Source organism: Mucilaginibacter sp. KACC 22063, assembly GCF_028736115.1.
In the GTDB taxonomy this organism is placed as follows: Bacteria; Bacteroidota; Bacteroidia; order Sphingobacteriales; family Sphingobacteriaceae; genus Mucilaginibacter.
Genome location: NZ_CP117877.1, coordinates 4,551,895 through 4,565,023, shown reverse-complemented (window position 1 = coordinate 4,565,023; position 13,129 = coordinate 4,551,895). Strand labels below are relative to the sequence as shown.

Annotated in this window: 14 protein-coding genes; 7 read left to right on the top strand and 7 right to left on the bottom strand. The window is 43.4% G+C overall.

Annotation, left to right across the window (positions count from 1 at the left end; genetic code table 11):
- The first annotated feature begins 78 nt into the window (after window positions 1–78).
- Window positions 79–1,920: a sensor histidine kinase gene (locus PQ461_RS20030; protein WP_274207341.1), complete on the top strand. Its 1,842-nt coding sequence runs from the start codon at window positions 79–81 to the stop codon at window positions 1,918–1,920.
- Window positions 1,921–1,931: 11 nt separating this feature from the next.
- Window positions 1,932–2,333, top strand: coding sequence for a response regulator (locus PQ461_RS20025; protein ID WP_274207340.1), 402 nt, complete (start codon window positions 1,932–1,934; stop codon window positions 2,331–2,333).
- Window positions 2,334–2,388: 55 nt separating this feature from the next.
- Here the strand turns inward: PQ461_RS20025 and PQ461_RS20020 are convergent, their stop codons facing one another.
- The 3 genes from PQ461_RS20020 to PQ461_RS20010 all read right to left on the bottom strand — a co-directional run bounded on the left by PQ461_RS20020 (window position 2,389) and on the right by PQ461_RS20010 (window position 4,553).
- Window positions 2,389–2,682, bottom strand: coding sequence for a hypothetical protein (locus PQ461_RS20020; protein ID WP_274207339.1), 294 nt, complete (start codon window positions 2,680–2,682; stop codon window positions 2,389–2,391).
- A gap of 69 nt (window positions 2,683–2,751) precedes the next feature.
- Complete coding sequence (locus tag PQ461_RS20015; protein ID WP_274207338.1) at window positions 2,752–3,447, bottom strand: 3-keto-disaccharide hydrolase; 696 nt, start codon at window positions 3,445–3,447, stop codon at window positions 2,752–2,754.
- Between the two features lie 119 nt (window positions 3,448–3,566).
- The gene (locus tag PQ461_RS20010; protein WP_274207337.1) at window positions 3,567–4,553 is read right to left on the bottom strand and encodes a GlxA family transcriptional regulator; all 987 of its coding nucleotides are present in this window, start codon (window positions 4,551–4,553) and stop codon (window positions 3,567–3,569) included.
- A 118-nt stretch (window positions 4,554–4,671) separates the two neighbouring features.
- Between PQ461_RS20010 and PQ461_RS20005 the strand changes: the two genes are divergently transcribed.
- From PQ461_RS20005 to PQ461_RS19990, 4 genes are all read left to right on the top strand, one after another.
- Entirely contained in the window at window positions 4,672–5,058 is a 387-nt protein-coding gene (locus PQ461_RS20005) for a VOC family protein (protein WP_274207336.1), read from the top strand.
- 34 nt (window positions 5,059–5,092) lie between these two features.
- On the top strand, window positions 5,093–5,491 hold the full coding sequence (locus PQ461_RS20000) for a DoxX family protein (RefSeq protein ID WP_274207335.1): 399 nt from the start codon (window positions 5,093–5,095) through the stop codon (window positions 5,489–5,491).
- 5 nt (window positions 5,492–5,496) lie between these two features.
- Window positions 5,497–5,706, top strand: a complete 210-nt coding sequence (locus tag PQ461_RS19995; RefSeq protein WP_274207334.1) for a hypothetical protein — start codon at window positions 5,497–5,499, stop codon at window positions 5,704–5,706.
- Window positions 5,707–5,822: 116 nt separating this feature from the next.
- Entirely contained in the window at window positions 5,823–6,689 is an 867-nt protein-coding gene (locus tag PQ461_RS19990) for an alpha/beta fold hydrolase (RefSeq protein WP_274207333.1), read from the top strand.
- Here the strand turns inward: PQ461_RS19990 and PQ461_RS19985 are convergent.
- Window positions 6,672–7,352, bottom strand: a complete 681-nt coding sequence (locus tag PQ461_RS19985) for a pseudouridine synthase (RefSeq protein ID WP_274207332.1) — start codon at window positions 7,350–7,352, stop codon at window positions 6,672–6,674. The two genes, PQ461_RS19990 and PQ461_RS19985, sit on opposite strands and share 18 nt — an antisense overlap.
- A 167-nt stretch (window positions 7,353–7,519) precedes the next feature.
- Between PQ461_RS19985 and PQ461_RS19980 the strand changes: the two genes are divergently transcribed.
- Window positions 7,520–8,011 (top strand): GNAT family N-acetyltransferase, encoded by a 492-nt coding sequence (locus PQ461_RS19980; RefSeq protein WP_274207331.1) that lies wholly within the window; start codon window positions 7,520–7,522, stop codon window positions 8,009–8,011.
- A gap of 2 nt (window positions 8,012–8,013) precedes the next feature.
- Here PQ461_RS19980 and PQ461_RS19975 read toward each other — a convergent pair whose 3' ends face one another.
- From PQ461_RS19975 to PQ461_RS19965, 3 genes are read right to left on the bottom strand one after another with little or no spacing between them, the layout of a single operon-like run.
- Entirely contained in the window at window positions 8,014–9,315 is a 1,302-nt protein-coding gene (locus PQ461_RS19975; protein ID WP_274207330.1) for a M20/M25/M40 family metallo-hydrolase, read from the bottom strand.
- A 1-nt stretch (window position 9,316) separates the two neighbouring features.
- Window positions 9,317–11,179: a M61 family metallopeptidase gene (locus tag PQ461_RS19970; RefSeq protein ID WP_274207329.1), complete on the bottom strand. Its 1,863-nt coding sequence runs from the start codon at window positions 11,177–11,179 to the stop codon at window positions 9,317–9,319.
- A 59-nt stretch (window positions 11,180–11,238) separates the two neighbouring features.
- Window positions 11,239–12,969, bottom strand: coding sequence for an alpha-L-arabinofuranosidase (locus PQ461_RS19965; protein WP_274207328.1), 1,731 nt, complete (start codon window positions 12,967–12,969; stop codon window positions 11,239–11,241).
- Window positions 12,970–13,129: the final 160 nt, after the last annotated feature.

Here is a 13,129-nt window from a genome sequence, read left to right as displayed (position 1 = left end):
GTTGGTAACATCTCAAGTGAATGTATTGATTACTATTAACTTACTAAACGATTGATTGCTGAACTATCACAACCATTAATGCATACCAAGCTCGAATTATACCAGAAGGTAGCCCCACTGGCACAGTTAGGAATATGGGAACGTAACCTGGTTACTGGCGAGATTTTCTGGAACCCCGTGATGCGGGAGATATATGAAGTAGATGAAGATTATGTACCATCTGACGATAAATCATTAAGCTATTACCATGATAAAGAAGGTCTTTCGCAGCTTTTTTGCAGATGCAGGGAAACGGGCGAGGCTGGCAGCGGAGATTTTCAGATTACTACTGAACGCGGAAATGTAAAGTGGATACACATCATTGTACAATCAAGTTTTGAAGGGGATAAAAAAGGTTACCTATATGGCATTTTACAGGATATCACTGTAAAAAAAGAAACACTTGATAGCTTACAACACCAGGAAGAACGCTTTCACCAGGCATTTGATAATGCCCCTATCGGCATGGCCCTGGTTTCGCTTAACGGGCATTGGTTAAAGGTGAATAAAAGCCTGTGCAATATTGTTGGCTATGATGCGGCAGACCTGTTAAAAATAGATTTCCAAACTATAACGCACCCGGATGACCTGGACTTAGACCTGATGCAAATGCAGCAGCTAATGAACGGGGAAACCAATAGTTATACCATGGAGAAGCGCTATTTCCATAAAAATGGCCACATTATATGGGTGTTACTGGCCGTATCCTTAGTAAGGAATGATGTTGGAGTGCCTCAATATTTTGTGTCGCAGATCAAGAATATTACAGAAAGAAAGCAACAGGCAGAAATTTTAATCCGCGAGCGCCAAAGGCTTGATAATATTATTAAAAGTACTGGGGTTGGTACCTGGGAGTGGCATATAGATACTAACAATATGATTTTTAACGCCAAGGCAGGGCGTATCATTGGGTATGAATTGGACGAATTAGGTCCCGATTTTTATCAGTCATGGCAAAGCCTGCGGAAGCCGGAAGACCAGGAGGAGAATGAGCGGCAATTGAATATCTGCTTTACCCGGCAATCTAAGTTTTATGCATGCGAGTACCGCATGAAACATAAGAGCGGCAAGTGGATGTGGATAGAGTCGAGAGGTAAAGTGGTTGAATGGTCTGCCGAGGGGCAGCCACTATTGATGTTTGGTACCATTGCAGATATCAATGAACGTAAGCTTGCTGACCAGGAACGCAGGCGAACATTAGAGATTATCAGTGCGCAAAACAGCCGTTTACTCAACTTTGCACACATCGTGTCGCATAACCTGCGTTCACATACAGGCAACATACAAATGCTGCTTGATTTGATGATTGAGGAGGATGATGATAAGGAGAAAGACAAGATTATAAACATGCTGGTTGTTAATGCCGCAAACCTGCAACAAACCCTTACTCATTTAAATGAGATAGTAAAAGTTCAGGAAAATGGGCAGCAGAACAAAAAGTCGTTAAATTTGCACAACGAAGTAGTCCGTACCCTTGAAATTCTATCAGAATCGTTACGTAACGTTGATGCTGATGTAGCTATTGACATAAATGTCGGTATCACAGTTAATTACAATGCAGCTTATCTCGAAAGTATTCTGCTTAACCTTATCAGTAATAGTATAAAATACCGCCAGCACGACAGGCAATTGAAAATTTCAATTGCGGCTTCGTATATTTCAGGGAATTTGGTACTCGAAATAAGCGATAATGGTTTAGGCCTTGACATGAAAATGTATGGGCATAAGCTATTTGGTATGTATAAAACATTTCATGGTAACAGTGATGCCCGTGGTATTGGCCTGTTTATGGTAAAAAATCAGGTAGAGGCCATGGGCGGTAAAATAACAGCTAATAGCAAGCCGGGTGCGGGTACTACATTTAAAGTTGAAATTATTTAAAAAGCCGCACTATGAAAAAACTTGACATTGCCTGCATCATTGATGATGATCCAATGTACACCTACATTTTATCACGCCAGATGAAGGTAATTGATTTTTGTGAGACCCTTCTTGTATTTCACAATGGACTTGAAGCCTTAAAGTACCTTAAACCTATACTGGAATCACCGGATATCTTGCCCGACGTAATTTTGCTTGATCTAAATATGCCTGTAATGGATGGATGGCAGTTTTTGGACGAGTTTACCAAGTTTAATATCAGTAAAAAAGTTACGGTTTACATTGTAAGCTCTTCTATTGACCAAGCCGACCATGACCGGGCTGCAACTTACAAAGAGGTATCACATTTTTATGTGAAACCCGTAACACGCCAAAACCTGGTAGAAATACTTGACGAAATGAATGTTAATTAGCGATACAATTATATCATAAACAAAAAAGCATCGGCAAAAACCGATGCTTTTTTGTTTATCTCCAGTAGCCAGGTACCCAAACCCAGCCGCGGTATCCATGGCGCCAGTGCCCCTGTACATATATCGCTCTTGGGCGCGGAGGGGCTGCCCAGTAACCACCATGCCAAACATAGCGTCCGTTAACAGGGACCCATTCTTCTCGTACCCAAACATGCCTTGGTCCCGGGCGCGGAACTACAACCACTCTTTGAGGTACAGGGCGTACACGTACTATAACTTGTGCGTGACTTTCTGCGGCGGTGAATGCCAGCATGGCCGCAATTATTAATGCTTTGAACATTCTTTTCATAAGTCGTTTCTTAGTTTTAGGATATGACCATGAAAGGAATGAAAAGGTTTAATCAGCTGATATTCCTGCTTACAATTCTTTTATCTTAACGTTGCGGAAGGATACTTTATGGCCATGATCTTGAAGCGCTATTTTGCCTTTAGCATATTTAGCAAACCCCGGCCAGGTTTTAAACTTACTGTTGTTGATCAGCTCCTGCCACTCGGGGCTGCCCATTTGAACATCAATAACTTTAGTGCCATTAAGCCAAAAAGTTAAATGGCCATTATTTTTCATGATTTTGGCAGTGTTCCATTCGCCGGCTGGTTTAGCCACATTTGCTGACGGTGCCTTCATATCATATAAAGAACCGGCAAGGTGATTAGCCTTTTTATTATCCTCGGCTTGTTTATCATCAAGTACCTGCATTTCTACACCGGTTAAATAGGTTTGCCTGTAGGTACTATCCTCATGCACACCGAAAATAATACCGCTGTTGCCTTCTGGCGAAATGTTCCAGTCTACACTCAACTCATAATTCTCGTATTCTTTATCGGTAACCAGATCGCCGCGGCCTTGTCCTTTAGGGTCAAGTTCTAACACGCCATTGGTTACCACCCAAGCACTGCCGGCCTGCGGTTTAAGGTAAGTGTGCCAGCCATTGGTAGTTTTTCCGTCGAACAGTAAGTGCCAGCCTTGTTTTTGCTCTTGTTTGGTTAAGGTGTTTTGTGCAAAAACAGTTGCTGTAATAAGCAATGCTGCACATAGTGATAAAACGTTTTTCATATTCATAATTTAGGTACGCAATATGGGGTTAAGGTATAGGCTAAATTTGATATTAGCAAGTAAGAAATACAAATGTTACTGTACTTACAATCATATCAGTCAACGACTAATGCGATGTGTTAATTTAACAAGGCTCCTTCTTTATTATATTTATTGCGGTACTCAACAGGGGAAAGTCCAGTAACCTTGCGGAAAATAGTACGGAAGGCCTTTGTATCTGAATAGCCGATCTCATACATTACCTCGTTTATGTTTTTGCGGCTGCTTTCAAACCTTTTTTTAGCGGCCTCAATTTTTACACGTTGTATGTATTCTATGACAGTATTCGATGTGGCTTTTTTAAAGCGGCGTTCCAGGTTGCGGCGGCCAAGTGCAAGCAGGTCTGCCAACTGGTCTACTGTGATCTTTTCCTGGTAATTTTCTTCAATGTATTCCTGCGCACGGATAATCTGCTCGTCGTCGTGCGTTTTCTGTCCTTTGAATATGATAAACGGCGATTGTGTGTTGCGGTCAATATCAATCATGAAGGTTTTTGCAATCAGGATAGCCATATCCCTGCCCGCATATTTCTCAACCAGATACAACACAAGGTTTAGGTAAGAGTATGCACCGCCGCTGGTATAGATACCATCTTCGGCCGTCATTATCTTATCATCTACCAGGTTTACATCAGGGTACATCTGCCTGAACTCGCCTGCCAGTCGCCAATGAGTTGCGCATTGTTTACCTTTAAGCAACCCGGTAGCCGCCAAAAAGAATGCACCAACGCAAAAGCTGGCTACTTCGGCGCCGTTCTGGTATTGCTTAATCACCCAGGGGATAAAATCATGATTAAGATCAAGGGCCTTTAACGGGTTATCCTGCATGGCAGGAATAATGATCAGGTCTGTTTCCTCTACCTCATTAAACAATACTCCCGACCTAACAGTGAACAAGCCATTGCGCTGACGAGCCTCGGGTGCAATGCCTACCAGCTGCACTTCAAACACCGGCGGCTTATCCATATCCATCAGGATGTTATTTACCTCGTTAAGTATCTGATAGGCCCCTTCAATGTTGCTTAAACTACTGGTGCCCTGTGGGATAAGGATAGAGATATGTTTCATGGTATAATAAAGGTAAGTAAAGCTGGTGGCGTAAACAACCCCTCAAGTTGTCGTATTTACACCCTGCAGGTTTTAATGCAGAGTGTTAAGTTTGTTAAACCAATAAAATAAAACCAATATGTTTAAAGACAATAAAGTATTCAGCAGCTTTGCTACTAATGATGTTGAAAAAGCGAAAAGCTTTTATGCCGAAACATTAGGCTTAAGTGTAAGCCAGGATAATGACATGGGCGGCATTCTCACCCTGCAATTTGCAAATGGCAGTCATACTATTATTTATCCTAAACCTGATTTTGTTCCTGCCACATTCACGGTGCTTAATATCATTGTTGATGATATAGACGATGCCGTACAGCAGCTTAACGATAAAGGTGTACAAATGGAGCATTATGATTTCCCTGAGTTTAAAACAGATGAAAAAGGTATAATGCGGCAAGGCGGGCCTTTGATTGCCTGGTTTAAAGACTCGGCAGGCAATATTTTAAGTGTGCTGCAGAATAACTAAATTTAAACATCACTCACTCAATCACTTTACATTTATGACAACATTTATCAGCGCAACTGCCGCTAAAAAAGACAAGATCATTTACTGGATCTTCACCACTATCTTCTTTCTGCTCGATGGTTTAATACCCGCACTGACTTTCAATTCTGAAATGGCAAAGCAAGGGATAAGGCACACAGGTTTACCCGAATGGTTCAGGCTTGAGTTGTCTTACGGAAAAATCATTGGCGGACTATTGTTAATCATTCCATTTATTCCGCCGCGTTACAAAGAATGGGCTTATGTAGGCTATGGCATATCTATTATCTCCGCATTTATCGCAAACGCAGCGGTTGATGGAATTTCGCCAATGTTGCTGTTCCCGGTTGTAGCCTTTGCTATTTTACTGATCTCATACGTCTATTTCCACAAAATAAAAGCTGAAAAGATTTAACCACTATGGTCGAGGTGTTTAAAACAGATGTAAAGCGACGGTCGCAGGCGCGGAGCTTGTTAGCCTTGCTAAGCAAACATTTCCCGGAAAGCCGCATCAACTTCGACCTGGAAGATTGTGATAAAATACTGCGCATACAGGGCAGCAACTTTTGCCCTCATAAGATCATGCAGATTGTTACTGAAAAAGGCTTTATGATTAAGCTATTGGATTAAACCCTCCTAAATCCTCCCGAGGGGAGGACTTCAATCTCAGTAGTTTGTAAGAAAAGTTTGGATAGTGACTAAAGGCGGGCTAATGTTTTAGCTTTGTGTTACAATCTATCTGTCTTATGAAAAGAATGCGCGGCATTGTTAAGAATATTAAAGAGGCAACAGCCGAAACGGATATAAAGCCATTGTTGTGGGAACTGATTTGTTATTCGCCCAAGATGCCTTTGTGGCTGCCGCAAAAAGAATTATTAGCCGATGCTGCAAAATCATCATTAATGGTAAAGGATCAATACTTTAGTGGTGGGCAACTTAACGTTAACATTTTTACCTGGGGAACCGGCAGCAAAAAGATTGTGCTTACACACGGTTGGAGTTCAAAGGCCTTAGATTTTGTGGATTTGATTAATGCCTTGCGTAACCTGCCCGATGTGCAGATTATAGCGTTTGACGCGCCAGGTAATGGCAGTTCTGAAGGTGACCTGTCAAACCTGTTGCTGTATGTAGAGGCTCTTAAAGCAATATTTGCCGAATATGGAGCACCTGATGTGCTGATTGGTCATTCTTTGGGTGTAATGGCTAATGTGATGGCCATAAATGATTCGGGCGTACTTCCCGGCAAGCTGATCAGTTTGACGCCTTTAGTAAAACTGAAAGAAAACTTTATTGCCACAATGGACGGCATCGGTATTGATAAAGCTGTACAGGAGGAATTTTTTCAGCAGTTCAGGGTGAAGTTCAGTAACCGCTTTTCTTATTTTAATCTCACTACACTTTATAAGTACAATAACGAATTACCGCATTATCTGATCTACGATGAAGACGATGCCATAGCGCCGTTTAGTTATCTGAAAGAATTTATAGCTGCCCATCCGTCTGTAGAAGCTGTGCCTTATAATGGTGCAGGGCACGAAAGGGTATTAAAGAACGAGCAGGCAATTGCTGATATTTTAGAACAGGTGCAAGCCCGGCTACAACCAGCTGAGTAGGCGCATTACATGCTCAAACTCTGGCCTTAGCGGGGCGGTTATACTAATATTTTCCCGGCTTGCCGGATGGCTGAATGTCAGCTCCGATGCATGAAGCAACATGGTGTCCATTTGCCATTGTTCCCACCAAAGTTTGTTCTGCTTATTGCAGCCGTGGGTGCGGTCGCCTATAATAGGGTGGAAGATATGTTTAAAGTGCTTGCGTAACTGGTGCATACGCCCTGTGGTAGGCATAGCCTCTATAAGCGAATATCTTGAGGTTTCAAATTTGCCGAATGCTATGGGTAGCTCAGCCTGCTTTAGTGTAGTGTAAGCCGTAAAGGCATCCTGCAAAGTGCCATTCTCTTTACGCAAAGGATAATCTATTTCGCCTTGTGGTTCTGTATAACCACGCACAATAGCCAGGTATTTTTTAGTTACCTCTTTGTTCATAAACTGTTGCTGCATGGTTTTCTCCGTTTCCTTGTTTAGGGCAAACAGCAATGCGCCACCTGTTTTACGGTCGAGGCGATGCACAGGGTAAACCGTCTGACCGATTTGATCACGCAACAACTGTAAGGCAAACACATCGGTGTCATCCGCAATTTTAGAACGGTGTACCATTAGTCCGTGCGGCTTGTTAATAGCAATCAGCACATCATCGCGGTAAAGAATATCAAGCATTGCGACGAAGATAAGGAGAGATTGTTGTAAGTAATTACTTAATCGAGTGCTTATTATATTTAGTAATTGTCAATCCTTCCCAGTAGGGAGGACTTTAACGAGCAAGGATAAGCCCCTCTCTTCTGGAGAGGGGTTGGGGTGAGGCTTGATAATATTACCTTTGCACTATGCAAACAACCATTGTTACAGCAACCGAACAATATGCCGATGTTATTAAACAGTTAGCAGAGGATACCTGGTGGCCGACTTATTCGCCTATACTAACCGAAGAGCAAATAAGGTTTATGCTGGATAAGATTTATGATGTTGAAGTACTCAGGCAGCAAATAATTACCGGCGAGCAGACTTTCCTGATACTCAAAGAAGACGATAACCCTGTCGGTTTTGCAGGGTACTCGGCTTATGGCGACAATGATTACAAGCTGCATAAATTATATTGCCTGCCACAAACGCAGGGTAAAGGTTATGGTAAGCTATTAATTAATACGGTTGCCGATATTGCTAAAAAGGCAGGCGCTCAAAACCTGCTGCTCAATGTAAACCGTTATAACAAGGCAAAAAGCTTCTACGAAAAAATGGGCTTCAGTATACTTCGCGAAGAAGATATTGCCATCGGCCCATTTTGGATGAATGATTATATTATGCAAAAACCGTTGTAAGGTTAACGCTGCTCAAGCGGCGGGATACGTGTTGGCGTATCGGTACCGGCAACAATGGTTTTGCAGCTTAGCGCAATAGCACGGATGGTTGCCACAATGTTCTTCACATCAAGCGTACTGTATTCGTCTTTTACGGTATGGTAATATTTGTCGATATCAATCTGGTCGGTTGATATGGTATGCGCAGGCACACCTACCTTAGCTAAAGAAGCGTTGTCGCTGCGGTAGAACAAGTTCTGTTCGGTGTAGGGATCCGGGTAGAATTTAAAGGCTGTGCCTTCCAGGTTCTTTTGCAGGATCTTGCCAAAATCAGAACGCTCATAACCGGTAATAAAGGCAGAGTTCTCTCCGAATTTAGAAGCCTTGCCGATCATTTCGATATTGAACATTGCCGAAACTTTTGCAGGATCAACCTGGGTGGCAAAATAAGCAGAGCCATATTCGCCGATCTCCTCGGCAGTAAACGCTACAAATATGATACTGCGGGCATTATTGTTTAATTTTTTAAAATATTTTGCCAATGTAATCACAGCTGTAGTGCCTGAGGCATCATCATCAGCACCGTTAGCAATACTATCGCCTTCCATTGGTTTAATGATGCCTAAGTGATCATAATGGCCGGAGAAGATCACATACTCATCAGGCTTTGTTTTGCCCTTGATCATTCCTGCAATGTTAAACAGCGGTAGTTGCTTTGTTTCAACTTCTACACTGGCTTGAAAAGAAGTTACGTTATCAAAGTTTCCTAAGGCAAAAATCACCGGCTGGGGCCCTTCGGTTGGCTTTAAGGTGGTCATGCCTTTGCTAAGCTGTCCGCGTACAAGGTTAAACCAACTCTCAAAATGCGGATCAATCAATACAATGGTTTTCTGATTGCTGCGGCGTATAGTCCTGAATTCTGTCTGGATGTTCTGATCTGCGCCAATCTTAACTATTTTAACATCGCTGTTATTATTCCAGTTAACAGCACTGCTTGTGTAAGCTAATACATGATCGCCTGCAACGTTGGTGCCGTTAAGTGTCAATTGCACTTTTGAAGGTGTAATCCGCGTCATGGCAAAGTTCTGGCGAAAGTCTTTATTGCCGGGCAATGGCTGTAAGCCTGCCTTTTTATACTCGCTTTCTATAAACTGTGCCGCTTTTTCAATACCGGGTGTAAAGGTTGCACGGCCCTGCATATCATCAGCGGTAAGAGTTTTAATAATGCGGTCAACGTCGTTTGCGTCAATCAGTTTGTTTACATCCTGTGCAAACAGGCCTACTGTGCAGGCAACAAGTGCTGCGGTGATAAATATCTTTTTCATTTTATTTTACTTTGGTTGATAGCCATGCTTTACGGATGGCCAGTTGTGCATCAGAAGCTGTTTTGCCTGCCTTTTCGTAGGTGACTACTTCATAGGCCGGGTCTTCTTCAAGGGTCAGTGTTGTTTCGTGCTCACCTGTGCGGTTTTTATAAGCTATTTTAAGTTTGTCGTCAGGCTTTTTGCTGTTAATAAGCTCGGTTAGCGCAGCATAATCTTTTACGGTGTTGCCGTCTGCAGCGGTGATAATATCGCCAGCATCAAGCCCGGCTTTATAAGCCGGGGTATATTTAGCAATGGCAGATGCAATGAGCACGCCCTCGGCATTATTGCCACGTGCCGCACCCTCGCTTCCGCGGAAAGCCTGCGCACCTATGCGGCCGACCCATGCCTTGCCCGGGTGCCAGCGGCGCAATACTAAACCTGCTTTATCAAGTAATGCCGCATAATCGTTTTTATCCAATCCGTAAACATATTTTTTGTAAAAGTTGGCTGCAAAGGACGGGTTGCCTGTAAGTTTAGCCAATATGTTTTGCAGATCAGGAATGGTATATGCTTTTTCAACCTTGCCATGTGCCAGCCAAACTGCACGCATATAATCATCGAGCGTTAGCTTAAACTCGGTACGCAGGTGCAGGTCGAGCGCCAGGGCAATTGCACCGCCATATACGTAGTAGCTGTTGAAAATATTGGCTTTGTTGGTCGCATCAATGGCTACGCCTGCGTCGGCATATACGGCATAACGGCTGGCCTGTACGGCAGAAAAATCGCGTGCGCCGGGCGTGTTTAAAACAGAATTGATTAATCCCGCTGCATCGTCATAAAAATCTTCATCTGTGTTAAAACCAGCACGGGTCAGCAGCAGATCGCCATAGTATTGAGTAAAGCCTTCAGCAAACCAAAGCTCGTTACTCATGTTGGCATGCTCAAAATTAAACGGCTCCAATGTTTTGGGGCGAATGCGCTCTACATTCCAGCTATGAAAATACTCATGCGAAAAAGTGCCCAGCAGGCGTTTCTCATACCCGGCTACACGTGGTGTGGTTTGTACAATGCAGGTGGAGTTGCGGTGCTCCATACCGTCGCCGCTATTGGTAGGATATACATCGTCAAGAAAAGTATAACTGCCATAATCATAAGTAGGCAGTTCTCCATATACGGCTTTCTCTTCCAGCACAAGTCGCTGCACCATTTTGCCGAAATTATCAATCACTTCCTGGCTATCGTCAGAATGGATTGTTAAATGGATAGGCTCCTTTTTGCCGTCTGTATTAGTTACTTCCCAGCTGGTTTCCTTGTAATCAGATAATTCTGTCGGGCTGTCCATTACATATTGCAGGCCCGGGCCAAAATAAGTGTTGTTGCCTTCTGATTTTAATTGGGTAGCCACCCGCCAGCCATGTTTTTTAACGTCCGGAAACGAGATACGGATAGGGCGGTTGTCCATGCCTATGGTCCACATCAGGCTGCCCGGCATATTCAGGTGGGCATGGCTTTCATCAATACTTACATAAGTGCCATCAGTCCAGTTACCGAATAAGGTATAGGTAATCTTTATTTCGCTGCCATGCTGCGGTATCTCGTAAACATCGCCGGCCAGTTGGTTAATAGCAAGCGGCTTTCCTTTGGCATCAAAGGCTTTAACGTTGTAAACGTTTTTGCCAAACTCGTGCGTGGCATAACGCCCCGGCGACGAACGGCTCATGCGGACCTTAACCGGCCCTGCGGGTAGCTGTGGTATCACCATGCTTACCTCGGCCTCATGGTGCACCAGGTTCGGGAAAGTAAATGTATAATTAACAGCGTTTTGCGCCTCAGCTGCAAAGCATAAGCCCAATGCACTAAATGCAAGTAAAAGTTTTTTCATTCTACGATAAGTAATGAGCCTAAATTAAAGCTTATCCTGCGAAATAAAAATTAAGCGGCCTACTTTCCTTCAACGGTAAGATAAACAGCACTGTAAGCCGGTATGGTAAGCTTAATGCCTTTTGCCGGATTGGCAGAATAGGGGAATATAGTTGAATAATTTGATGGTCCGCCCGAAACCCCCGTAGGGCCGATGCCATTTACAAAGCACTTTCTTGAGAAAGTAGCATCAGTGCCGCCTGTTATGGTATAATAGTAATAGCGGACACCATATTTAAAGTTGCTGATGTTTATAGTTACTGTGTGGCTGTTTGCACTGCGGTTAATTAATGCTGTACCTGCCGGGCCATTACTAAACGTTGAAGCATAGCTTACAATATCGTTACTGCCTGTAACTTTTGACGATACCATGCGATCGCCGAAGAGTTTTTGAAAGTAATACATGTAGTAAAATGCCGGTCGTGGCTGCCATTTGACAGCGCCATCCGGTTCGTCGCCAACATTAAACATACCCATATCATCGCCTTTTTGCCAGCTATTGGCCAAATCCCAGCGTATGGCCTGGCCAAATTTTGCCTGTATCAATTCGCCAAGCGTCATGGCGGCATGCAGGCCCGCAATGTTTGATACCTGTTGCTTGCTGCCCGTAGCCTGTATATTCCATTCGGTAAGTGCAACTGGCCGCGGAGCCTGGGCCATGGACCGGCCGATGTAGCTCATCATATCGTTTGTAACATGATCTGCCGTGGCCATAATGGTTTTTATATCCGAATCTTCGTTGTATCTGGTATAGTAGCTGTGCAATGCATAAAAATCGGCGGCCCCATCAAGTGCCGCAATTACGTCGGCGTTCCAGTTGGGAATAATTACGCCATCAAGGTTAGCGTTCGGTGTCATCACCGCGCCTATTTTAATGGTAGTGTGCACTTCGGCTGCGGCCTTGCGCATCGAGTCGGCAAATATTTTAAAATGCTTTCCGTATAAAGTACCGTTTAAAAACTCCGGCTGTCCGTCTTTATTCTTAGTTTTATCAATGCGGTAACCCGGCTCCCATATTCCATAATTCTCATTGCCTATTTCCCAGTACTTGATATGCCCTTTATCATATCGTACCCAATCTGCTGCTAAATGCGCCGCCGTTTGCACCGGGTTTTTGCCTGTGCCATAGCGCGCGTAACCATAATTGATCACAGCTATACCTGCACTGCCTGTACTTTGTAAAACCTTGTAGTAATTATCAATACTTAAGGTCCAGCTTTCATTGTTCATACCTACCCAATAGCGGGTGGTGTCAACTATGGCACCTGTAGCATCAATGATCTTATCCGGAATATCAGCAGGAAGCTTGTCTTTCAGTGCATTCCAGAAAAACTGGTCAGATAAGCTGCCACCCGGTGCACGTAGTATGCCTGGGGAAAGGTTAACAATGTGTTTCAAGAGAACAGGCTCGGTAACCACCTGTGTCATATACGTATTGATGTTATTGCCATACATATACGGTGATACCTTAGTAATAATAGCGGTTGGGTCGATACTTACAGTAACATCAGCATCTTCTTCCGGCAGCTTAGGTACATCTGTAAATGCAGGTACGATCAGTTTCTTAGGTTTCCAGCTATCAAGAAAAAATCCCTGTGCGGTTGCCGGGTCAGGGTCTGTACCGCGTACGATAAGCGAATCCGTATGGGTGATGTTAACCGGGTCAACTTCAACAGCCTTATGGCATGCAGAAAACATCCAGGCCGAAAAGCTTATGAAAACGGAAAAATATAACTTTAAATTCCTGGACATTAGCGAGTGATGGTTAACGTATTCTAATATAAATAGTTTCAACTCGGAATTAGTTTGTTGTGGATATTTACTTTTTGATAATGGGTTTATATCCGAAGCCCTTGTTTAACTAATAATTACCAAAAAGCAGTGAAAATTGGCAAAAAGGCAATTTTATATT

Coding starts and splice junctions, on each gene's coding strand:
- PQ461_RS20000 (WP_274207335.1), top strand. CDS start 5,093: ATGACAACATTTATCAGCGCAACTGCCGCTAAAAAAGACAAGATCATT.
- PQ461_RS20015 (WP_274207338.1), bottom strand. CDS start 3,447: ATGAAAAACGTTTTATCACTATGTGCAGCATTGCTTATTACAGCAACT.
- PQ461_RS19965 (WP_274207328.1), bottom strand. CDS start 12,969: ATGTCCAGGAATTTAAAGTTATATTTTTCCGTTTTCATAAGCTTTTCG.
- PQ461_RS19995 (WP_274207334.1), top strand. CDS start 5,497: ATGGTCGAGGTGTTTAAAACAGATGTAAAGCGACGGTCGCAGGCGCGG.
- PQ461_RS20020 (WP_274207339.1), bottom strand. CDS start 2,682: ATGAAAAGAATGTTCAAAGCATTAATAATTGCGGCCATGCTGGCATTC.
- PQ461_RS19970 (WP_274207329.1), bottom strand. CDS start 11,179: ATGAAAAAACTTTTACTTGCATTTAGTGCATTGGGCTTATGCTTTGCA.
- PQ461_RS20030 (WP_274207341.1), top strand. CDS start 79: ATGCATACCAAGCTCGAATTATACCAGAAGGTAGCCCCACTGGCACAG.
- PQ461_RS19980 (WP_274207331.1), top strand. CDS start 7,520: ATGCAAACAACCATTGTTACAGCAACCGAACAATATGCCGATGTTATT.
- PQ461_RS20025 (WP_274207340.1), top strand. CDS start 1,932: ATGAAAAAACTTGACATTGCCTGCATCATTGATGATGATCCAATGTAC.
- PQ461_RS19990 (WP_274207333.1), top strand. CDS start 5,823: ATGAAAAGAATGCGCGGCATTGTTAAGAATATTAAAGAGGCAACAGCC.
- PQ461_RS19985 (WP_274207332.1), bottom strand. CDS start 7,352: ATGCTTGATATTCTTTACCGCGATGATGTGCTGATTGCTATTAACAAG.
- PQ461_RS19975 (WP_274207330.1), bottom strand. CDS start 9,315: ATGAAAAAGATATTTATCACCGCAGCACTTGTTGCCTGCACAGTAGGC.
- PQ461_RS20010 (WP_274207337.1), bottom strand. CDS start 4,553: ATGAAACATATCTCTATCCTTATCCCACAGGGCACCAGTAGTTTAAGC.
- PQ461_RS20005 (WP_274207336.1), top strand. CDS start 4,672: ATGTTTAAAGACAATAAAGTATTCAGCAGCTTTGCTACTAATGATGTT.